This is a genomic window from Aurantimonas sp. DM33-3 (assembly GCF_014334315.1).
GTDB classification, from domain to species: domain Bacteria; phylum Pseudomonadota; class Alphaproteobacteria; order Rhizobiales; family Rhizobiaceae; genus Aurantimonas; species Aurantimonas coralicida.
The window spans coordinates 206,361-228,966 of record NZ_JACSGS010000002.1 but is presented as its reverse complement, the minus strand read 5'-3'; the positions used below and the strand labels follow the sequence as shown (position 1 = coordinate 228,966).

Genomic DNA, 22,606 nt, shown 5'->3' with positions numbered 1-22,606 from the left:
TAGAAGTCGCTTGGCGCCAAATCAAGCGACGGCGCCGTTCTCTTGACGCTCCGTTGCCGATTGGGTGGACGCCCGTCGGCGCGCGACCGCCTGCTCCATCACCGCTTCCGACAGGGCGATCAGCCGTGGCGCTTCGGTAAAGAGCAGCGCCGCCTCGATCGGCCGGTCCGGATAAAGCGGCTTCAGCATCTCGCGGTAGAGCGCCAGCTGCATGATGTAGGCCGGCGAGACCTCTGCCAGCGAGGCGGGCGGCGGTCGGTTGGTCTTGTAGTCGACGATCAGCACCCGCGTTGCGGTGACCGCGAGACGGTCGATCGTGCCGTTGACGCGGTAGCTGCGGCCGGCGAGCGTGATCTCGCCGGCGACCGGCACCTCGGCCCGGCTGCCGGCGGCGAAGATCGGGGCGAATTCCGGATCGTCCATGACGGCCAGCGCCGAGGCCACCAGTGCGTCGTGATCACCCGGACGCATCTCCGGCGCCGCGGTCGCCAGATAGCGCCGGGCGGCCGCCTCTCGTGCGTCCGTGGCCATCTCCGGCAAGACCTGCAGGAGCTTGTGGACCGCAAGGCCGCGCCGGATGGCGAAGGATGGATCGCCCGTCTGGCTGAGCACCGGTGAGACGAAGGCCGGCGCGGCCTCGGGCGGGATCGCGTCGTCTTCGGCGATCTCGGTGCCCTCGCCGGCGGAGGACGGCGACAGCGGCCGCGGCGGCAGGATTTCCGGCGGCAGCGGCGACAGGTCGAGCGGGGCGGGCGCGTCGGGCTGTAAGGGGATTGCGGCAGCCAGCTTGTCGCCCGTCCCGGCCGCGCCGAAGCGCCAGGCGATGGTCGCGCCGTCGGCGTCGGTCACCGGCTGGCACTCCGCCGACAGGGCGAGCTGGGCCCGTTGCAGCCAGGAATTCTCGTTCGGGCCGCGCACGCCCGAGACGCCGCAGACGACCAGCCGGTCGGCGGCGCGGGTCATGCCGACATAGAGCAGCCGGCGATACTCCTCCTCGGCCCGCGCCTTCTCGGCCTCCTTCAGGGCAGCGATGGCGTCGTTCTCCAGATCCTTGGCGGCACGCCACAGGAAGCCCGGCGACATGCCGGGCACGAGACCGGGCATGTCGGGCCATTCCATCAGTCGGGCGCCATGGGCGTGGCTGAACGGGGCCGAACCGGGATCGACGAGGAAGACGACGGGCGCCTCCAGCCCCTTGGAGGCGTGGGTGGTCATGATCCGCACCTCGCCGCGGCCCTGCTCCATCTCGCGCTTGATCGAGGGCGGGGCGGCGGCCAGCCGTGCGAGGAAGGCATCGAGGCCGGGTTCGCCCGCTTCCTCGTCGGCCAGCGCCAGATCGAGGAAGGCATCGATCACCTCGCCCGAATCCGAGCCGAGCCGGCGCGTCAGCCGGGCCCGGCCCCCCTCGGGGCCGAGAATGCGGGCATAGAAGGCGAAGATGGTCTCGAAGCCCGAACGGGCCCGCAATTCGTCGAGCCGCGTCAGTGCGTAGCGGCATTTGGCCAGAAACGCCTCGGTCGTTTCGTCGGGCACGAATTCCGGCACGCGGGCGAGACCCTCCGGCCCGCAGATCCACCGCAGGCCGAGCGACAGCGGCTCATGGCGTTCGCGGGACAGGGCCAGTCCCATGAGGTCGTCGTCGGTGAAATCGAAGAAGGGCGACTTCAGGACGGCGGCGAAGGACAGATCGTCCTCGAAATTGGCCACCGTCCGGCCGAGCGCCATCAGATCCTTCACCGCGATATGGTCGGTGATGACCAGACGGTCGGCGCCGGCGACCGGAATGCCGGCGTCGCGCAGCGCCTTGGCCATGGCGGCGACGAAACCGGAGCGCTTGCGCACCAGGACGATGACGTCACCCGCCGCCAGCGGGCGCACCACGCCCTTGTGGGCGATGGGATCGCCGATCCAGTCGCCGATCTGGGCGGCGATCCGCCGTGCTAGCCGGTTGGCCGGGGAATTGGCCGGCTCGTAGTCGATCGCCTGCAGCCAGTCGCGCGACTGCGGCTGTTCCTCGGCCTGATAGACCGGCCAGATTTCCACGAGGCCCGGCGCCTCGCCCCGCGCCGTCTGATGCGCCGGCGGCTCGTCCCCCGACGACAGGCCCTTGCGGTTCTCAGCGTCGGCAAAGACGGTGTCCACCGCCCGCAGGACGTCGGCGGCGGTGCGGAAGGACTGGGTCAGCCGCACCTCTTCGAAGCGGGCCTCGGCGGCCTCGGCACGCTGCCGCATGGCCCGCTGTTCATCGGCGAACATGCGCGGCGAGGCGCCCTGGAAGGAGTAGATCGACTGCTTTTCGTCGCCGACGGCGAAGACCGTGCGGGTGACCTCGCGGGCCCCGGCGCCGGCGAAGAACTCCTCCACCAGCTGGCGCATCACCTGCCACTGGCGCGGACTGGTGTCCTGCGCCTCGTCGATCAGCACATGGTCGATGCCCTGGTCGAGCTTGTAATGGACCCACGCGGAGGCGGCCGAGCGGGTCAGGAGCTCGGCGGTCCGCACGATCAGATCCTCGAAATCCAGCCGCCCGCGGCGGCGCTTGAGGATGGCATAGTCGCGCTCGAAGGCGTCGGCGATCACCAGCGCTGCGGCGCTGGCGCGAAACAGCCGCAGGCTGGCGAGGCGCTCGTCGATCGCCTGGACGTGGTCGGCTAGCTGCTGCAGCCGCTCGGGGAAGTCGGGCAGGGCGTCGGCCACCGCCTTGGTGGCGACGCTCGACGGCTTGTAGGGCGTGCCCTTGGCCGTCAGGCACAGCGCCTTCAGCGCGGCGAGCCGCGCGTCGGGCGTGCCGGCGTCCCGGAGCGCCTGCAGGCGGTCGTGGAACTTGGCGTCGGTCGGCTTGGAACTGGCGGCGGCAAGGCTCATGGCGCTGTCGCAGAAGGCCGCGTCGAAGCCGGGCGCATCGTCTGCCGCCGCAAGGATCGCGGCCTCGTCCTCGCCGGGCTCCAGCCCGAGTGCATGGCGCAGAAGCGCGACCGCCGCATCGATCCCGCCGGCCTCGTCGAGATGCCGCCGGATGGCGTCGCGCCGGTTGACGATTTCGCCGATGAGCTGATCGAGGCCCCATTCGCCGGCCAGCGTGAGAGCCGAGGCAAAGGCGTCCGCCAGCGCCGAGGCGGCTTCGCCCGGTGCCTTCCGCGCCGCGCCGGTAATCAGCAGGCGGCGCGCTTCGGCCAGCAGCGCCATGCTCTCGGCGTCGTCCAGCACCTCGAAATGCCCCGGAACGTTCGCTTCGAGCGGAAACTGATGGAGGATCGCCTCGCAGAAGGCGTGGATGGTCTGGATCTTCAGCCCGCCCGGCGTCTCCAGCGCCTCGGCGAAGAGCCGGCGCGCGACGATCATCCGCTCCGGCGTGGGCGGCCTGCCGTCGAGCCGGGCAATCTCCGCGGCGAGATCGGCATCCTCGGCTGTCGCCCATTTCGCCAGCCGTGCAAAGACGCGGCCCGACATCTCGGCCGCAGCCGCCTTGGTGTATGTCAGGCAGAGGATCTTCGACGGCTCGACCTTCGACAGGAGAAGCCGCACGACGCGTTCGGTCAGGACATGGGTCTTGCCGGAGCCGGCATTGGCCGACACGAAGACCGAGCGTTCGGGGTCCGCGGCGATGGCCTGCAGCCGCGTCGTTTCGGCAATGCCGGTAAAGCCGCTCATGTCGCGCTCCCTTCGCCGCCGTCGCCGCCCTCGTCGGCGCCGATCGACCATTCCTGCGCCCGCGCCAGATGATCGTAGGCGCCGGAGAAATCGCCCGCGATGAAGGGCCGCGTGCGCGAGCGGAACGGGGTCGCCGCGTTGCGGAAATTCGCCACCAGGCCGCGGAACTTCGCCAGGGCCTCGTCGCTGAGCGCGTCGGGATCGACCGGCTCGCCCTTGCGGCCGCCATCGCTGGCGAGATGGTCCTCATAGAGAGTGCGTTCGCGCAGGCGGACATAGACGAGGTCGGAAATCGCCGAGGCGGTGCCGGCGTCGGCAAAGGCGCCGAGCTTGGCCATGGCGCCTTCCAGCGGCAGCTGCGGGGCCAGCAGCGCGCGGGCCTGCGAGACCGAGGGCGTCGTTCCGGTCTTGAAGTCGAGGATCTCGGTCGAGCCGTCGGTCATGACGTCGACGCGGTCGGCCCGGCCGCGCAGCGTCGTCGCCAGGTCGGTGAAGTCGTAAGCGCCGCCGATCTCGGCATGACGCCTCGCCACACGGGGCCCGCGCTCGCGCTCCCAGGCAATGAAGTTGGCGCACAGCGCTTCGGCGCGCGGCCACCACACCGCCTTGATGTCCGGCGGCAGCATTTCCTCGTCGAAGCGCTCGCGGGCGATGGCGAGGATCTCCGCTTCGGCATCGCCCGCGTCGGGATCGTGGCCGCGCTGTACGAAGCGGCCGAGGATGTCGTGGAAGAGATTGCCGCGTTCGGCGGCGTGCGGATCGCGCATCAGCTCGGGCAGCGGTTCGAGATTCATGATCTTGCGGGCATGGATCGCATAGGGATCGCGGATCAGCGTTTCGACGTCGGTGATCGAATAGGAGGTCGGCCGGCGCTCCAGCGGTGGGCGCGGCTCGGGGCGGGCCGCGCGGATGTCCGGTCCGGCTTCGGCCGGCGCGTCGTCGAGCCGGCGGGCATGGTCGAGATAGGTCTGGCCGGCGGCCCGCAGGCGCGCGGTGCCGTCCTCGCCGGCCAGCGTCGTCAGCCGCTGCAGCCAGCGCGAGGCGATCGCCGGGGCGCCGCCGGCACGCCGCGAACGGGTGATGACGACCTTGCGGGCGCCCATCGCCATCCAGAAATCGTGGGCGGCCAGGCCGATGCGCCGCTCCGGCGGGTCGAGGGCGATCTCGCGGCGCATCAGCCGCGACAGGAAGGCGCCGCTCTTGGTGCCGCCGGGCCAGGTGCCCTCGTTGAGGCCGCCGAGGATCGCCATGTCGACGCTCTGCAGCCGCGCCTCCAGCGTGCCCCAGACGAAGGCCCGGGCGGAGAGGCCGCCGCGCGGCTTGACCGTGACGCCGGCGATCAGCGCATCGATGACGTCGCCGAGTTCGCGGGACGCGAAACCAAAGCCGGTGTCGGGCGCTCGCACGATGTCGCTCAGGAACTCGATCATCGCCCGGCCGGCCTCCTCGGCATAGACCTCGGAGGCGTCCCCGTCGGCATCCGCCGCCACGGCTTCGAGGCAGCGTGTCAGCGCGGTCGCATAGGCCGCGATCTCGCGTTCGGTCCCGTCGCGCAGGGCGGACAGCGGCTCCAATGCGACCTCCAGGCGGTCGGCCATGGTCTGGGCCAGTTCGCGCTCGGCCTCGGGCAGGATGCGGACCGGCCGCGGCATGTGGATCGCGGTTTCCAGCATCCTGCGCCGCTCGGCGACGATGGTCCCGAGGCGGGCGCCGTCGGGAATGCCGACCGAACCGCGCAGGGCCAGCATCTCGATGGCGCGGGCGGCGCGGCGGGCCTCGGCAGCCGACATGCCGAGCCGGGTCAGCGGATGCTTCAGCAGCGCGATCAGCGCGATCGGGTCGCCCGGCTGCAGGGCAACGGCGGCGAGGGTGGTCAGCAGCGTGCCGGGCGGCGTGGCCGCCAGCGGCCGGCCGCCGGAATCATTGGCGGCGATGCCGAAGCGCGCGAGCTCCGAGACGACCCGGCGGGCGAGGTTGCGGTCCGGGGTGATCAGCGCCGTCGTCGCATCCGGATCGGCCAGCGCCGCACGCATCGCGCAGGCGATCGCGAGGGCCTCCTCGCGTTCGTCATTCGCCTCGACGAGAGCGAGACCGTCCAGGGCCTCTGCGCCGTGATCGCGCGCCGTCTCGCGCCAGCGATGGGTGGTTTCGGCCGGGCGCAACGCATCGGCGACGAAGGCCTCGCGGGCGGTGAGGGCAGGCTCTTCGTTCGGGGCGAGATGCGTCACCGCCTCCGGCGGCAGGGCGAAGCGGGCAAGGATGGTCTTCAGGCCGTATTGCGGATGGCCGGGCGCCGAGATCGCGCCCTCGCGCGAGATCGCGGCGAAGGCCTCCGGATCGAGATGCCGGTCAAGACCGGGCAGCACCAGGGCGCCCTGCTCGAGATGGGCGATGGCGTGCATCAGTTCGATGGTGGCGGGGGCGGTGGCGGTGGAACCGGCGAGGATCACCGGGCCGGTGCCGGGATCGCGCCGCAGCCGCTCGGCCTCGGCCCGCAACCAGACATTCTTGGCCGTCGCCTCGCTGACCCGGCCGGCCTCGGCCAGCGCCTTTGGCCAGGTCTCCGTGACGATCGACAGGAAGGTGACGGTGAGCTGCCACCAGTCGGACAGGGCATCGGGGGCGAGGCCGGCGAGCTTGCCGAGGCTGGTGCCTTCGGTCTCGACCTCGTCGAGCAACGCGCCGAGATCGGCCGCGAGCCACAGGGCGTCGGCGGCGGAGGCCGGCAAAACGGCCTCTTCGCCGATCAGCGCCTCGAATTCACGGCCGCGCGTGACCGAGCGCCATTGCCGGGCGAGGCGTGCGAGTTGCAGACGCCGTTCCAGTTCGCCCATGGTCGGTTCCAGCGACGGCCGCTCGCCCTCGGGCGCGAACTGGCTGGCCTCGTCGCTTTCGCCGATCGGCCGAATGGCCGGAAGAATGGCGCTGCCGGTGCCCAGAAGCCGGGCGAATTCGCCGGCCAGCGCGCGGGCGGCACGGCGGGTCGGCACGTAGATCGTCGTGCCGGCCAGGGCCAGCGGATCGCCCGTGTAGCGGAAGGACGGCACGATGCGACCGTCGAGCAGGCCTTCGGCAAGCGTGGCAAGGAAGGGCCGTCCCGGCGGGATCGAAAACAGGTTGGCGGTCATGAACCGAGTCTAGGCCAAGCCCTGACGATTCGCACGGGTCAGTTGCCGGCGCGGCCCGATTGCGCGTGGGGGTTCGCAGCGGGGTCTAGCGGCGTTCGCGGCGGTTCCTTGCGGCGCGTGTTGCTGGCTTCAGGACGCCTCGGCCCAGCCCTTCGCGACGACCGGCGATTGCGACTGGCGCTGGGCGAAGAGCTGCAGGAGGTCGGTGGTGCTGTTGAAATCAGCGGGGCGGGCGAAATGGTAGCCCTGGCCGAGAACATAGCCGAGCTCGTTCAACCGTTCGGCCTGCCCGGCATTCTCGATCCCCTCGGCCACAACCCGCATTCCTAGCTTGTCGGCGATGCCCATCAGCCCCTCGACGATCGCGCTGCTCGGCGCATCGGTGAGCATCTGGTCGACGAAGGAGCGGTCGATCTTGATGATGTCGACGGGCAGCTTGAGCAGGTGGGTGAGGGAGGCGAAGCCGGTGCCGAAATCGTCCAGGGAGACGAGGATGCCGAGGTTGCGAAGCCGCGCCAGGCTCTCGGCGACATCCTCGCCGAGACCGTCGAGGAAGACGTTCTCGGTGACCTCGACGACGAGGTGATGATAGGGCACGCCGGCCGCCTTGAAGGGCGCGAGGAACCGCGCTTCCAGATCGCCGGATTCGAAATCGGCCGGGGCGAGATTGATGCCGACATGCTGGATCGGCAGGCCGCGGGCGATCCATGTCGCCAGATCGCGGGCGATCTGCGCGAACATGCGCTCGCTGATGCGCGAGGCGACCTTGTTGTCGGAAAAGGCCGCCGAAAAGGCGCCCGCGGCGACGATCTGGCCATCGGGCATGACCATGCGCGCCAGCGCTTCGAGACCGACGATCTCGGCCGTGTCGAGCCGGACCACGGGTTGGTAGTAGGTCAGGATCCGATCTTCAGACAGCGCCTGGTCCACCTCGCGGATGGTTTCGACCCGCTGCATGATCGTCGTCCGCAGGCCGGCGTCGAAGGCGACGTAGCTGCCGCGGTTGGTCTCCTTGGCATGGTAGAGCGCGAAATCGGCGTTCTGCCGCAGCGTTTCGGCGTCGCTTCCGTCCGGACCGTAGACGACGCCGCCGAGCGTTACCTGCGGCACCATCATGTTGCCGTTGCACTCGAAGGGCGCGCTCATGCGCTGGCGGATCGTGTGGGCGATCCGGGCAAGTTCGTCATGGTCCCGGCAGCGATCGCAGACCACCGCGAACTCGTCGCCGCTCAGCCGGTAGGCGGCACTGACGCCCGCGGAGTCGCTGTCACGCAGGCGCTGGGCGACCTCGCGAATCAGCCGATCGCCGACCATGTGGCCCATGGAATCGTTGATCGACTTCAGATGGTCGATATCGACGAGGATCAGCGCGAAGCTCGGCGCGGCGCCGAGCGCTAGCGTGGTGATCGCCTCGTCGAAGCAGCGGCGATTGGGCAGGTTCGTCAGCTGGTCGAAATAGGCAAGGTGATGGTTGTGCTGCTGCATCTGCGTGTGGGCGATGGAGATCGTGCACAGATGCACGCAGGCATCGACGATCTGGCGCTCGAACGCGCTCGGTCCGCGCTGGACCGGATAATAGAAGGCGAAGGTCGCGGCCACGCGACCGGAGGAATCGGAGATCGGGCTCGACCAGCAGGCCCTCAGGCCCAGCGGCAGGGCAAGCCGCGCAAAGCTGGACCAGAGCGGGTCGGTGGCGATGTCGGTGACCTCGACCGGCTCGCCCCTGAACGCCGCGCTGCCGCAAGAGCCGACGCCGGGCCCGATCTCCAGGCCGTTCAGCGCCTCGCAGTAATGCGCCGGCAGCGACGGGGCGGCCAGCGAGTGCAGCCGGCGGTTCTCATCGACGAGGAGAATGGAGCAGGTCACGCCGGGCGCCAGGCTCTCGACGCGCGTGCACAGCAGGTTGGCGATGACGTCGAATTGCGAACCCAGGGCAATCGCCTCGAGGATTTCGGTCTGCAACTGCTGCAGCGCGAAATGACCGTCTGTCCGCATCGAGTCCACCCGTCCTGTGCTCGGCCAGCACTCTGCGGGCCGGGGCGTTAGAAAAGGCTCAACGGCAGACCTCGGAATGCAAACACAAATAAGTGTTCAGCGAGGCGATCTGTTTGTTTTGCAACGGTAAACCGTTGATGACTGCGCAATTCGTCACGCGGCGGCGCTGGCGATGAAGGCGGCCTCCGCAAGCGGGATGGCGCCGGGCGTTCCGACCGTGATCCACAGGCCGCCAAGCCGCACGCCATAGAGGCGGTCGGCGTCGATCAGATCGTCGAAAACGCGGTTCAGCGAGAATTTCTCCGGCTTCATGCCGGTAAAGATCTCGGGCTTCATGATCGCCACGCCGGCATAGATGAAGGGCGACATGTCGCGCTCCTCGACGCGGGTCAGCCGGCCCTCGACATCCATGACGAAATCGCCCTTGCCGTCGTAGCCGGTGGCCTGCTGCATGTCGGCGATCAGCAGCGACATGTCCATGCGCGCCGGGTTCCACAGATGCGCCATCAGGTCGAGATTGTCGCGGTAGCCGTCGATCCAGAACGTGTCGGAATTGATCACGTAGAAGGGCTCGGATCCGAGCTCCGGCAGCGCCTTGACGATGCCGCCGCCCGAATCCAGCAACTCGTCCTGCTCGTCGGAGACGATGATCTCCATGTCCTTGCGCTTGCGCAGATGCGCCCGCATCAGATCGGCCATGTAATGCACGTTGACGACGACGCGCTCGACGCCGTTGCGCGCCAGCGCATCGAGCCCGTAATCGATCAGCGCCTTGCCCCGGATCTCGACGAGGGGCTTGGGAATGGTCGAAGTGATCGGCCGCATGCGCTTGCCGAGGCCGGCGGCCAGAACCATGGCGGTCTTGGGCTTGAAGGACGGGGTGGTCGACAGGGTCATGCGGCTCTTGTCCGGGCTCAAAGGGGGCGCTGCGTCGGTGCCTCGTCGAGGACGCCCCAGTCTTGGTACAGATCGCGCAGGGCTGTCAGGGACGGGTGGTCGAGCGTGCGCGCCAGATAGGCTTTAATCCGTGGGATGTGACGGAGATATTGCGGCTTGCCGTCGCGTTCCAGCAATCGCACGAAAATACCGAGGATCTTGGATCCCCGCTGGGCCGCCATGATTGCATAGGCGCGCTCGAAACCGGCGGAGTCGAAACCGGCGTCCCTGGCGCGCAGCGAGACGTAGTGCGCGGTGAGCCGCGCCTCGAGTTCGGCCGGCACGTCAACGCGGGCATCCTGCGCCAGCGAGGCGAGATCGTAGGCTGCCGGGCCGATCAGCGCGTCCTGGAAATCGATCAGGCCGATCCGGGCCAGCCCCTCTTCAGCCGGGCGCCAGATGATGTTGGGCGAATGGAAGTCGCGCAGCACCAGGCTGGTCTCGGCGCTGTCCAGCGCATCGAAGAGGCCGTTCCAGATCTGCGCGAAGCGCGCCGTCTCGTCGGGACTGGCCGATCGATGCCGGGCATGGGGCAGATACCAGTCGGGCAGGAGGTCGACTTCCATGCGCATGGCACGGCGATCATAGGGTGGCAACGTGTGACGAACGCTATCCGTCACCGGCATGACCGGGTCCCAGCGGCTCCCGTGCAGGGCGGCGAGCGCGGCTGCCGCTGCCTCGTAGCGTTCGGGGACCGGACGGCCATCGGCGTCGAGCAGGGTCTCGCTGCCCAGATGCTCGATCAGCAGGAGGCCGGCGTCGAGGTCGGCGCGGTGGATCCGCGGCGCCGCGAAGCCCGCAGCGGACAGCGCATTGGCCACGGCCACGAAGGGCGCCACGTCCTCGGCGAGATGGGCGATGCGGCTGTAGGGCAGGCCGTCGCGGATGGGCGGGCCGTCGGGCTGGCGCGGAGCGTCCATGACCACCAGCGTCCGGCCGTCCCTGTCCACCGTCTCGTAGCGGCGGCTGGAGGCATCGCCGCTGAAGCGGCGGCGGGGCTGTTCGGCGCAGCCGGCTTCGGCGAGGAAGCTGCGGATTGCCAGCGAACGCAGGATGCGGGGCGCCGCCTCGGCGTCGGCGCTCACATGCGCGGTCCGGCCGCCGCCGGGGGCATTGTCCAGCGTGACCGTCACCGAGGCCGCGGCCAGCGCCGACGGCGCGTTCTGCGGCCATTCGACGAAGACGATGTTGTCCCGCGCCATCTCCTCGAAGCCGAGCTCGTCCAGTTCGTCGTCGCCCGACAGGCGGTAGAGGTCGAGATGCGCCGCCGGCGGGTTCGTCTCGTAGGGCTGCACCAGCGTGTAGGTCGGCGACGGCACCTCGAGCTCCGGGTCGTCGGCCAGGGTGCGGATCGCGGCGCGTGCCAGCGTCGACTTACCGGCGCCCAGATCACCGATCAGCGCGACGACGTCGCCCGCCGCCAGGGCCAGCGCCAGGTCGCCGCCGAGCCGCAGCGTGGCGGCTTCGTCGGCAAGCGGAATGCGGGCGATCTCCACGAGCGCGTCCGGCGCGTCGCTCGCGATCGTTGCCGGGCGTGTGGCGCTCATTCGGCGGCGTCCTCGAAGGCCTGATCGTCGCCATCGTGGCGCAGCGGGGCGGCCGGGTCGAGCGGGAAGTCGCAGATCACCGTCGTTCCCTCGTCCGGTGCGGACTGGATGCAGATCGTGCCGCGATGCAGTTCGACGAAGCTCTTGACGATGGACAGGCCCAGCCCGGCGCCGGAATGGCGTCCGCCCGCCGGATTGGATTCGAAGCGTTCGAAGACCCGGTCGATCTGGTCCGCCGGAATGCCAGGACCGCGATCGGTGACGGCAAAGGAGATGGCGCGCGGGCCGCGTGTGGCGACGACGTCGACGGCGGTGCCGGCCGGCGCGAAATTCGCCGCGTTCGAGAGGAGGTTGAAGAGGATCTGGGTGAGACGGTGGCTGTCGGCCATGAAGGTCTCGCCGGCCTTGTCGAGATCGATCCGCAGCGTGACCTCGGCCTCTTCCAGCCGCTCCCTGATGCCGTCGGCCGCGTGCTCGACGGTGCTGACGATGTCCACTTCGGACAGGTCGAGCTCCATGATGCCGGCATCGACCGTGGCGAGGTCCAGAATGTCGTTGACGATGGTCAGGAGCGAGCTGGTGGAGACGGCGATGTAGTCGAGATACTCGCTCTGGCGTTCGTTGAGCGGCCCGGTCTCGGTGGACCGCAGCAGCGCCGAGAAGCCGATGATGTTGGTCAGCGGCGAACGCAACTCGTAGTTCACGTGCTGGACGAAGTCGTTCTTGATCTGGTTGGCCTGTTCCAGGGCCTCGTTCTTCTCGCGCAGCATCCGTTCGGCCTGACGCGCGTCGGAGATGTCGGAGAAGGTCAGCATGGTCTGGCCGTTCGGCAGCGGCACGATGGCGAAGGCGATGGTGCGGCCGGAGGACAGGGTCATCTCGCCGGTCTCGGTGTCGCGGCGGGTTTCGTCGAAGGCGGTGACCGACTGGCAGAACAGCGGCCAGCCGCCGACGGCGGACGCCGTGCCATCGGTGTCGGCGGCGGAGATCGTGCGGCGGATCGCGACGCTGGCGAGATCGGACAGGGTGTGGATGCGCGGCCGCGACAGGAGGTAGTCCGGCTTCAGCCCGAACAGCTCGGCGAAGGACGGGTTGGACAGCCGCAGGCGGCCGTCGCTGCCGAACACGGCGACGGCCTCCGACAGATAGTCGATGGTCTCGCGCTGCAGCTGGACCGTGGCCTTCACCTGGCTTTCCAGATCGAGCTTCTCGGTGATGTCCTCGAAGATCCAGGTGGCGCCGCCCTGGGGCTGCGGCGTCGCGATGACGCGCAGCGTGCGGGCGTCGGCCAGATGCCACATCGTTTCGGTCGGCTCGGTCGCCCGGTAGGCGGCGAGGTCCTGGTCCTGGATCTCGCTGCGGAACAGCTTCTCCACCGGCAGGATGCCGCGGGTGCGCAGATGGTCGAGCAGGGCCAGATGGTCCGGCTCCGATTCCAGATAGGAATTGGTCAGGTCGAACAGGCGCTGGAAGGCGGCGTTGTGATAGGTCAGGCGCGTCTTGTCGTCGAAGCGGGCAACTGCCGTGGTGAGCTGGTCGAGGGTCTCGGACTGGCTGTTGATGGTCTGGCGCAGCTCCATGCGGACCTGCTCGGTCTCCGACACGTCGATGGCAAGGCCGGCCGAGCCGAGCGGGCCGGTGGCTTCCACCACCGCGAAATTGCGGCGGTCGGCCGCGACCACGGTCGAGAGCTTGTCGGAAAAGACGGCCTGTTCGGACAGGCGCGCGGCGATCGTCAGGCGATCCTGCTCCGACAGGAACTCCACCTGCCGCTCCAGCGTGTCGGCCGCTTCCTTTGCGTCGACCGAGGCGGCATAGGCGTTGTTCACCCAGCCGAGGCGGCCGTTGCGGTCGCGCAGCCAGACCGGGATCGGCGCGGCGTTGAAGAGATTCTGCATCGTCTCGATCATCGCGAGCGCATCGGCGCTGGCGATCTCGGCCTCGCGGACGCGCTCGCGCAGGCCTTCCAGGGCGACGAAGCGGACGACGGCGAGCCCGCCGATGGTCTTGCCCGAGGCTTCGATCAGGCGGCCATGGGGCAGGTCGATCTCGATGCTGAAGGGCTCGGCGCCATGGCGCAGCGCGGTGATCGCGGTCTGCAGACGCAGCGCGACGTCGGCGGCCATCCAGTCGCCGAAGGATAGGAAGCGCTTTTCCTCGACCGGGGCGCCAGCGGGGCCGGGCAGGGCGCCGAGGATTTCCGGCGCGCCGGGGCCGGAATAGACGAGCAGCCGCTCTTCGCCGGCGGTCAGGAGCATGGTGCGGGCTTCGGCTTCGGCCCGGCTTTCGGCCAGGCTGGCGCGCAGCATGTCGTTCTCGGTGGCGGTCGCGGCGCGCTGGCGGATCAGGAAGACCGCGCTCAGCATCGAGGCGCCGATCAGCATGGCGACGAGGGCCAGATAGAGAATGTCGGCCGGTCCCAGCATGGTGTCGACGCCGCCCGCCAGCGACAGGAGCTGGGCCGAGGCCGGCGTGGGAGCCAGTGCCAGGATTGCGAGGCCGGAGCCGATGGCCCGCCGCCGGGATGGCGATGCGGGTGTATGCGCGTGCCGGTCTGCCGTTGCGGTACGGCGACCGTCGCAAGAATCCATTCGTGTCCGGAAAGCGCCGCCGCGCCCGGATCCACACCCCTCGTTCATTCCGTCAGTCCCCGTTCGTGTCAGCCAGCGTATCCCGGCGTCCTTGTCCCGGCCGCAGGCGCCATACCGCACGCACCGCCGCTGCCGGAGGCCCGGAATGGCGATGCGAATGTCGGATTCGCAGTCAGCCGGGGCCGAAGCCAGAACACCGGAAGTGCCCTGACGAGACGCAAAGAAACGCTGACGCAGCGACCGGTCCACCCACCGGCAGCCGCGATTCGGACATAGTAGCCACTGCGGAATCCTGCGCAATCCACAACAACGCGGCCGGCGGAAAAGAAAAAACCGCCGGGACGGCTTGCGCCCCGGCGGTTCGTCTGATTCGGGCCCGGTGTCCGGGTGGGATCAGTAGCGGTAATGCTCGGGCTTGTATGGGCCCTGCTGTTCCACGCCGATGTAGGAGGCCTGCTCGGCGGACAGCTCGCTCAGCCTTGCGCCAAGCTTGGCGAGATGCAGACGGGCAACACGCTCGTCGAGATGCTTCGGCAGGACGTAGACCTCGTTGCCGTACTTCTCGCCCTTGGTGAACAGCTCGATCTGCGCCAGCACCTGGTTGGTGAAGGATGCCGACATCACGAAGGACGGGTGGCCGGTGGCGTTGCCGAGGTTCAGCAGGCGGCCTTCCGACAGCAGCAGCATGCGGTTGCCCTTGGCGAACTCGATCATGTCGACCTGCGGCTTGATGTTCGTCCACTTGAGATTCTTCAGCGCGTCGATCTGAATCTCGTTGTCGAAGTGGCCGATGTTGCCGACGATCGCCATGTCCTTCATCTCGCGCATGTGCTCGATGCGGATGACGTCCTTGTTGCCGGTCGTCGTGATGAAGATGTCGGCGCTGGAGACGACGTCCTCGAGCTGAACGACCTCGAAGCCGTCCATAGCGGCCTGCAGCGCGCAGATCGGGTCGACTTCCGTGACCTTCACGCGGGCGCCGGCGCCCTGCAGCGAGGCGGCCGAGCCCTTGCCGACGTCACCGTAACCGCAGACGACGGCGACCTTGCCAGCCATCATCACGTCGGTGGCGCGACGGATGCCGTCGACCAGCGATTCCTTGCAGCCATACTTGTTGTCGAACTTCGACTTGGTGACCGAGTCGTTGACGTTGATCGCCGGGAAGGGCAGCAGGCCCTTCTTCTGCAGCTGGTACAGGCGGTTGACGCCCGTGGTGGTCTCTTCGGTCACGCCCTTGATGGCGTCGCGCTGCTTGGTGAAGAAGCCCGGGGTGGCGGCCATGCGCTTCTTGATCTGCGCGAAGAGGATCTGCTCCTCCTCGTTGCCCGGGTTGGACAGCACGTCCTCACCGGCTTCGGCGCGGGCGCCAAGCAGGATGTACATCGTGGCGTCGCCGCCATCGTCGAGGATCATGTTGGACGGCTCACCATCCGGCCACTGGAAGATGGCGTCGGTGTAGGTCCAGTATTCCTCGAGGCTCTCGCCCTTGATGGCGAAGACCGGGATGCCGGCCTCGGCGATCGCCGCGGCGGCATGGTCCTGGGTCGAGAAGATGTTGCAGGAAGCCCAGCGCAGGTCGGCGCCGAGATCGCGCAGCGTCTCGATGAGGACGGCGGTCTGGATCGTCATGTGGAGCGAGCCGGTGATGCGCGCGCCCTTGAGCGGCTTGTCGTTGCCGAACTCCTCGCGGCAGGCCATCAGGCCCGGCATCTCGGTCTCGGCGATGTCGAGTTCCTTGCGGCCGTAGGCGGCGAGGGAGATATCCTTGACGACGTAATCCTGTGCGTTGGCCATGTGCAATCCATTCGTACGGTGGGAAATCGGGTGGTCGGCCGGGGTTTCCCCCGGTCGCATTGGCAGCGATCTACCAGTCTTGAGCCTTTCGGACAAGGGGACATAAACATTTGCTTATGTCTTGATTGGATGCGCCGCGCTTTGCCCGCGCCGGTTTTGGGGATAGCCTGCCGCGGCAATGCGCGGGAGGAGGAGACGGTGATGGGCCTGAGGTCTGGCATGCTGGCTGCGGGCCTGTGCGGGCTCCTTGTCGCGAACGGTCCCGCCGAGGCGGCCGGTGGCAGCGAGGGGGCGCTTGCGGGCAGCCTGTTCGAGTTCGCGCTGCCCTATTCGCCCTATCTGTTCGACCTCGCCCTCTATGCGGGCCGTGGTGTCGCCGAAATCACCTACGACGCGCGCCGTTACGACGATGTGACACAGGCGCTGATCGTGACCGGTCTGAAGATCCGCCGTGACGATTTCACCGCGGAGATCGGCCAGATGCGCCTGTCCGCCGAGCAGGCGGTCTATGAATCCGTGGCCGTCGGCACACGCGCGCTGCCCCTCGACCCGCCCGTGCGGGCCGTCCTGCAGCAGCTCGACCGGGAGGTCCTGACCGGCGACATCGTCGTGGCCGGCCGCACCGACGTCGCGGCCGCCGACTACGATCTGCAGGCGTCGGTCGCGATCGATGGCGTGGGAACCCTCGACCTGTCCGCCGACCTCCGCGGCTTCCACATCCTCCTGCCGCTGGACGAGTTCGAGGGGGGGCCGGGAAGCGACAATCCGGTGCTGGCAGGCCGGCTGCAATCGGCGGAGGCGAGCTTTACCGATGCCGGGCTGGTGGAGGCGCTCTACCATGTCGTCGGCGCCATGCAGGGCATGACGGCCGATCAGGCTCGCGGCACCGCCGGTATGATGGCCGGCATCGGCGTCGCGGCGGTGTTTGCCGACATGCCGGGCGCGCCCGATCCGCGATTGCAGGCCATGGCCCGCGAGTGGTCTGCAAGCGTGCAGGCGTTCCTGGCAAAGCCGGACCGGCTAAGCCTGCGGCTGCAGCCCGCCGCGCCCTTCGATCTCGCCCGCCTGACCGGCGATGCACCGGTGGGCGCCGCCGAGATCGTGGCGCTCGCACCGTCGGTTGCCGCCGGGCCGGCGCCGGCTATCGCGCTGCTCGATCCCGATACCCTCGTGTCGGGACCCGATGCGGACCTTGCCGCGGTGCTGACGACGGCTGACGCCCTGATCGCCGGCCGCGGCGTGCCGCAGGACATCGTGCGGGCGGTGACGATCCTCCTGCCGGCGGTGGAAAAGGACAACCGGGCGGCCATCGGGCTTCTCGCCCGTGCGCTGGCGCTGAACCCGCGCGTCGCGATCCCGCAGGACGGCCTGCGCGGTGCCTATGTGGCGCTGCTGCTGGCGCGGGCCGACGGGATCGCCATCGCCGACGACAGTCTCGCGGCGGTCCAGGGGCGTCTCAGCCCGGAAGAGGTGGCGGCCGCCGAGGACGATGCGCAGCTGCGCTGGCGCCGGACGCCCGCCGGCGAAGCCCGTCACGCGGCGGAAGTCGCGGCCTTCGGCCAGCGCGACTGGGCGGCGATCCGGCGGCTGGCCTTCGGCTATTACGAAGGCATCGAGACGCCGCGCAACGGCATGCGGGCCTATGGCTGGGCGACCATCGCCGCGGCCGGCGGCGACCGCATTGCCGCTGGCCTGCGCGACGATCTGGTAGCAGCGGTGAATAGCGGCCGCTTCATCCTGCCGATGGAGCGGGCCAAGGCCGCCACCGCCGATCTGTGGAAGCTGCTGATCGCCGAGGCGCCGGATGCCCCCGGCGCCGAACCGGAACCGGACAGCGGCGAAGCGGCTGGAACGGAGGGCGCGGACATTCCCGCTGCTCCCCCGGAGGCGGGGCAGGCCGGAAACGAAGAGGCTGAAGAAGGCAGCACGGGCGAAGAGGGCACGAGCACCGTACCGACGCCGGACATCAGCGAAGAAGATGCAGCCGCAAGCGCGCCCGGCGACGCGGTGCCGTCCGCCGACTGACCGGGCGTAGGGGCAGCGCGGCTAGCTGTCCTCGCCGAAACGGTTGGCAACGAGGTTCTCGATCGCATCGAGCGCGGCGTCCGCGTCATTGCCGGTGGCGGCGACCTCGATGGTCGTGCCCTTGCTGGCGGCCAGCATCATCAGCCCCATGATCGACTGCCCGCCGACGGTCATGCCGTCGCGCGAGATCGTCAGCTCGGCATCGAACGCCTCGGCCGTCTGCACGAAGCGCGCCGAGGCGCGGGCATGCAGGCCGCGCTTGTTGACGATGGTCAGGGTGCGGGGTGGCGGGGTGTCGGACCGGGTCATGGAACTGGGCCTGCCGGCATCGGCCGGGGCGGGGCAATCGGTATCGCTCGGAGTGCCGGCATTGGTGCTCACTTGCCGCTCAGGACCCGGCTGGCGACGTTGATGTATTTGCGGCCGGCTTCCTGCGCCTCGACGAGGGCGACCGCCAGCGGTTTTTCCTCGCGCACGCTGGCCAGCTTGATCAGCATCGGCAGGTTGACGCCGGCCAGGACGTCGACGCGATTGCCGTCCATGACGGAGATGGCGAGGTTGGAGGGCGTTCCACCGAACATGTCGGTGAGAATGATTACGCCGGCGCCGCGTTCCGCCCGGGCGACGGCCTCGACGATATCGACGCGTCGCTGCTCCATGTCGTCCTCGGGGCCGATCGAGATCGTCTCGAACGCGTCCTGAGGGCCGACGACGTGCTCGACCGCGTGACGGAATTCATCGGCAAGCCGGCCATGGGTCACGAGTACCAGACCGATCATACGCCGTCCCTCACGCTAGTCTGGCCCGGCATCGCGGCGGCCTCCCTGAACTGCTGGGCCGTTCGGCCGCATATCTGCTGCGGGAGATGCGGCAAAGCCGACCTCCACGGGCGCGCATCCTCGCCATCCTTCGGCGGATACGCAAGTTAAATGATCACGCGCTGCGTACTTGCCGGTCACCATTGTCTCAGACGTCGTTGACGGGCGGTGAAAGCACCAGCGAGGCAAGGATATCGGCGCCGAAGCCGGCCTCGCGTGCCGGCAGTTCCACACGCCGGATCGCCCGTCCGAGAATCTCCGCCGTCCGGGGCTCCGGCAGGCGCTCGATGCCGGCCGGATCGACCAGATCGACGACGAGGCCGAGGCGGGCGGAGGCCGCGAAGGGCTCCCGCAGGATACCGATGCCGGAGACCTCGATCAGCCCGGCCAGCGTTGCCGGCGCCGACATCGAGACGGCGTTGCCGCCATCCTGGGCGACGACGACGCGGTCGTCGGCCACCAGCAGTGCTTCGAGGTTCAACGCACTGCAGCGACGCAGCGTCGACAGCGCCAGAGAGGATTTGCCGCTGCGCGCCGGGCCGCGGATCAGAATGCCGAGATCGCCGATCCGGATCGCGCAGCCGTGGAGATTGAGCGGCTCCCTCATTCGGCCGGGAAGGAGACGATGAACCGCGCACCCGCGACGCCGTTCGGCGCATCGCTGTCGGCGATGTTCTCCGCCCGGATCGTGCCGCCATGGGCTTCGACGATCTGCCGGCTGATCGACAGGCCGAGGCCGGAATTCTGGCCGAAGGCCTCGGCCGAGGGCCGGTCGGTGTAGAAGCGCTCGAAGATCCGGTCGATGATCTCGGCCTGGATGCCGGGGCCGTTGTCCTCGACCACGATGACGACGCGGCTGTTGCGACGGCGCAGGAGGACGTCGATGCGGCCGTTGGCTTCGGGCACGAAGGAGCGGGCGTTCTCGATCAGGTTGGTGAAGACCTGGCTGAGCCGCAGATCGTGGCCGGTCACCACGTAGCCGTCCTTGATCGAGCCGGGCAGCGCCTGCTTGTCGAATGTGATCGAGACCTGCCGGTCGGGCTTGGACTGGCTGCGGGCGCCTTCGACCACGGCGCGCAGGAGTTGGGCGAGGTCGACCTTGCTGGCGATCTGGCGGGCCAGTTCCGCATCGAGGCGCGAGGCATCCGAAATGTCGGTGATCAGCCGGTCGAGCCGGCGCACATCGTGCTGGATGATGTCGAGCAGGCGCTCGCGCGAGGCGTCGGTGCGGGCCAGCGGCAGCGTCTCGACGGCGCTGCGCAAGGAGGTCAGCGGGTTCTTGAGCTCGTGGCTGACATCGGCGGCGAAGGTCTCGATCGCGTCCATGCGGGCATAGAGCGAATTGGTCATGTCGCGCAGCGCGGTGGCCAAATTGCCGACCTCGTCGGCACGGTCGCCGAAATCCGGGATCGCGGTCCGTTCGTTGACGCCGCGTCGCACCCGGATCGCGGCCGCCGACAGGCGCCGCAGCGGCGTTGCGATGGTCGAGGCGAGCAGGATCGACAGGACGATGGTCACCAGCGAGGCGACGGCGAAGGTCCGCACGATGGCGGTCCGCTCGGCCTGCACGATCTTGTCGATGTCGCCGCCTTGGGTGGACAGCATCAGAACGCCAAGCACCGCCCGGAAGCGCTGGATCGGCACGGCGACGGAGACGATGAGCTCGCCGCCCTCGGTCGCACGCACCACCGTGGCCGGGCCGCCGGTCAGGGCGTTCATCACCTCCGGATAGGCGGCGCCCGAGCCGCCCGGCGTCTCGCGATAGACCGGCAGGTCGCGGCGCTGGAACAATTGCTGGAACCAGTCGGCCAGCATCTCGCCGAAGCCGGGCTCCTCGTCGACCGCGACCGGCGGCAGGTCGTAGCGCAGGATCTGGCCGCGCGAATACAGATGCCGGGAATCGAGGATGAGATTGGCGTCGCGGTCGTAGAGACGCGCCCGGGTGCGGGTCGGCGAGATCAGTCGTCGCAGCAGCGGCGCGACCCGTTCCGGATTGATGGGAAAGTCGAGGCTGTCGGTGGAATCGGCACTCGGCGCCAGCGTGTCGCCGGCCTGGAGTTCCAGAAGACGCTCGGGGTCAAGGGTGATCGAGTTGGTCTCCACCGTCGCCGACGAGGCGATGGCGCTGGCGATGATCTCGCCCTGGGTCAGGAGGCTCTCGACCCGGGCGTCGATCAGCCCGGCACGGAACTGGTTGAGATACAGGATGCCCGAAACGAGGACGATCAGCGCGACGAGATTGAGGAAGACGATGCGCCGCGTCAGCGACGAGAAGATCGTGTGCCCGAGCAGCCAGCGCGTGCGGTAGAGCACCCGGCGGATGAACGGCAGCCGGCGCAGGCGGCCGCGCACGATCGCCTCGCGCCGCCGTCGGTTGCGCCGCTCCGAACCGCCATCGCCGGCTTCTGTTTCGCTGATGGACACCATCGACCTTTCTAGGGCCCGCTCACGCTTCCCGGAAGCGGTAGCCGACCCCGTAGAGGGTCTCGATCATGTCGAAGTCGTCGTCGATCGCCTTGAACTTCTTGCGCAGCCGCTTGATGTGGCTGTCGATGGTGCGGTCATCGACATAGACCTGCTCGTCATAGGCCGCGTCCATCAGGGCGTCGCGGCTCTTCACCACGCCGGGCCGCTGGGCGAGGGAGTGCAGGATGAGGAATTCGGTGACGGTCAGCGTCACCGGATGGCCGGTCCAGGTGCAGGTGTGGCGTTCCTGATCCATCACCAGCTGGCCCCGCTCCAGCGAGGATTCGGGCACCGGGCCGCCGGGCTTGGCCGCCTCGCGCGGCGCGCCGCGCCGCAGGATCGCCCGCACCCGCTCGACCAGCAGGCGCTGCGAGAACGGTTTGCGGATATAATCGTCGGCGCCCATCTTCAGGCCGAACAATTCGTCGATCTCCTCGTCCTTGGAGGTGAGGAAGATGACCGGGATATCGGATTTCTGGCGCAGGCGCCGCAGCAGCTCCATCCCGTCCATGCGCGGCATCTTGATGTCGAAGATGGCGAGATTCGGCGGTCGGGACTGCAGGCCCTCCAGCGCGGACGCGCCGTCGGTGTAGGTCTCGACCCGGTAGCCCTCATTCTCCAGCGCGATCGAGACCGACGCGAGAATGTTCCTGTCGTCGTCGACAAGGGCGATGGTTGGCATTGCGATCTTCTCCAGTTTCCGTCCCTCGCAGCGACGTGCGTGTCGCAAGAGGGGCTCGGCCGCGCCCGGCAGGATCACTGGTCGCGGCCGTCGAAGCAGATGTCCCTTCTGCTGATGCGTTCCGCAACCGGGAACGCGCCATCGGCAGCGCCAATCAGCGATAAATGTGGCGGGATTGGAAAATTACAAAGACGTAGCGGAAGTTTTCGGCCGGCCGGCGTCCCGCGCGGCGGCTTCGTCCTGTGTCCGGCACCGCCCCGCGGACCTGCCGGTCGCGGGGTGGTGGCTCGGCGGCCCTAGAGATCGACCTTGCGCTGCTCGCCGATCTGCGGCCGCTCCTTGCCGCCGACATAGGCGCGGGCGAACTCCCAGGCCTGGGTGATCTTGCTGGCTTTCACGTCCCAGATTTCCGCCGAGTCCGGATCGACGACGAGAACGACCACGTCGGGATCGTTCTTGCCCTCCGGTAGCCATGCTTCGGCGGAGGCATCCCACAGATCGGCGACGAGCGACCGGTCGCCCACCACTTCCGCACGTCCCGACAGCGACATGTACTGCCCGTGCTTGGAGAAGGTGCAGGCGACATCGTCGTCGAGCGCGATCTCCTCGACCTTGTGGGTCATGCGCTCGGTCAGGAAATAGAGCTTCCGGTCGTCGCCGCGCAGGCGCAGCGCCATGGGGCGCGCCCGCATCCGGCCGCCGTCGCGGGTCACCACCATGCAGGTGTCGAAATTGCCGATCGTCTCCCAGAACTTGTCGATGTCGCTGGTGGTCATGGGGTTCTCCTGTCGCATGCTTCCTGCACCGGAACCGGTGCTCTCGAATGGGACAATGCAGCGGACCGGGAAAGGTGCCAGCGCGATCGCGGCGGTCGCGCTGATCATGCAAGCCCGGAAGAGGCGTCCGGACGGACAGGTCCGCCATGCCGCAGCGACCACGCCATGTCGCCGCTCTCCCGCCGCGATTTAAATCG

The 22,606-nt window shown here is 68.7% G+C and carries 14 protein-coding genes; 1 reads left to right on the top strand and 13 read right to left on the bottom strand.

All coding sequences use genetic code 11. The features are described from left to right. Window positions 1-21: 21 nt before the first annotated feature. The 7 genes from addA to ahcY all read right to left on the bottom strand — a co-directional run bounded on the left by addA (window position 22) and on the right by ahcY (window position 15,642). The gene (gene addA, locus H9Q09_RS03815) at window positions 22-3,651 is read right to left on the bottom strand and encodes a double-strand break repair helicase AddA (RefSeq protein WP_187389943.1); all 3,630 of its coding nucleotides are present in this window, start codon (window positions 3,649-3,651) and stop codon (window positions 22-24) included. Beyond that, entirely contained in the window at window positions 3,648-6,779 is a 3,132-nt protein-coding gene (gene addB, locus H9Q09_RS03810) for a double-strand break repair protein AddB (RefSeq protein WP_187389942.1), read from the bottom strand. Before addB ends, addA begins: the two co-directional genes overlap by 4 nt. 129 nt (window positions 6,780-6,908) lie before the next feature. Next, window positions 6,909-8,774 carry an EAL domain-containing protein gene (locus tag H9Q09_RS03805; RefSeq protein WP_187389941.1) on the bottom strand — a complete coding sequence of 622 codons (1,866 nt, stop codon included), beginning with the start codon at window positions 8,772-8,774 and terminating at the stop codon, window positions 6,909-6,911. A 153-nt stretch (window positions 8,775-8,927) separates the two neighbouring features. Continuing rightward, complete coding sequence (locus H9Q09_RS03800) at window positions 8,928-9,671, bottom strand: nucleotidyltransferase family protein (RefSeq protein ID WP_187389940.1); 744 nt, start codon at window positions 9,669-9,671, stop codon at window positions 8,928-8,930. Window positions 9,672-9,688: 17 nt separating this feature from the next. Then, window positions 9,689-11,257 carry a tRNA (adenosine(37)-N6)-threonylcarbamoyltransferase complex ATPase subunit type 1 TsaE gene (tsaE, locus tag H9Q09_RS03795; RefSeq protein WP_187389939.1) on the bottom strand — a complete coding sequence of 523 codons (1,569 nt, stop codon included), beginning with the start codon at window positions 11,255-11,257 and terminating at the stop codon, window positions 9,689-9,691. Next, window positions 11,254-13,848, bottom strand: coding sequence for a PAS domain-containing sensor histidine kinase (locus H9Q09_RS03790; protein WP_246715987.1), 2,595 nt, complete (start codon window positions 13,846-13,848; stop codon window positions 11,254-11,256). The genes tsaE and H9Q09_RS03790 overlap by 4 nt, the downstream gene beginning before the upstream one ends. A gap of 393 nt (window positions 13,849-14,241) precedes the next feature. After that, complete coding sequence (gene ahcY, locus H9Q09_RS03785; protein ID WP_024349467.1) at window positions 14,242-15,642, bottom strand: adenosylhomocysteinase; 1,401 nt, start codon at window positions 15,640-15,642, stop codon at window positions 14,242-14,244. A gap of 201 nt (window positions 15,643-15,843) precedes the next feature. Between ahcY and H9Q09_RS03780 the strand changes: the two genes are divergently transcribed. Further along, entirely contained in the window at window positions 15,844-17,667 is a 1,824-nt protein-coding gene (locus H9Q09_RS03780; protein WP_187389938.1) for a hypothetical protein, read from the top strand. 21 nt (window positions 17,668-17,688) lie between these two features. Here H9Q09_RS03780 and H9Q09_RS03775 read toward each other — a convergent pair whose 3' ends face one another. From H9Q09_RS03775 to H9Q09_RS03750, 6 genes are all read right to left on the bottom strand, one after another. After that, the gene (locus tag H9Q09_RS03775) at window positions 17,689-17,976 is read right to left on the bottom strand and encodes an HPr family phosphocarrier protein (RefSeq protein ID WP_187389937.1); all 288 of its coding nucleotides are present in this window, start codon (window positions 17,974-17,976) and stop codon (window positions 17,689-17,691) included. A 68-nt stretch (window positions 17,977-18,044) separates the two neighbouring features. Continuing rightward, window positions 18,045-18,446, bottom strand: a complete 402-nt coding sequence (locus H9Q09_RS03770) for a PTS sugar transporter subunit IIA (protein ID WP_009211079.1) — start codon at window positions 18,444-18,446, stop codon at window positions 18,045-18,047. Window positions 18,447-18,633: 187 nt separating this feature from the next. Beyond that, window positions 18,634-19,092 (bottom strand): HPr kinase/phosphatase C-terminal domain-containing protein, encoded by a 459-nt coding sequence (locus H9Q09_RS03765; protein ID WP_187389936.1) that lies wholly within the window; start codon window positions 19,090-19,092, stop codon window positions 18,634-18,636. Further along, window positions 19,089-20,912 (bottom strand): sensor histidine kinase, encoded by a 1,824-nt coding sequence (locus H9Q09_RS03760; RefSeq protein ID WP_187389935.1) that lies wholly within the window; start codon window positions 20,910-20,912, stop codon window positions 19,089-19,091. Before H9Q09_RS03760 ends, H9Q09_RS03765 begins: the two co-directional genes overlap by 4 nt. A 19-nt stretch (window positions 20,913-20,931) precedes the next feature. Beyond that, window positions 20,932-21,633, bottom strand: coding sequence for a response regulator transcription factor (locus H9Q09_RS03755; protein WP_009211076.1), 702 nt, complete (start codon window positions 21,631-21,633; stop codon window positions 20,932-20,934). Window positions 21,634-21,929: 296 nt separating this feature from the next. Continuing rightward, the gene (locus H9Q09_RS03750; protein ID WP_228239135.1) at window positions 21,930-22,409 is read right to left on the bottom strand and encodes a pyridoxamine 5'-phosphate oxidase family protein; all 480 of its coding nucleotides are present in this window, start codon (window positions 22,407-22,409) and stop codon (window positions 21,930-21,932) included. Window positions 22,410-22,606: the final 197 nt, after the last annotated feature.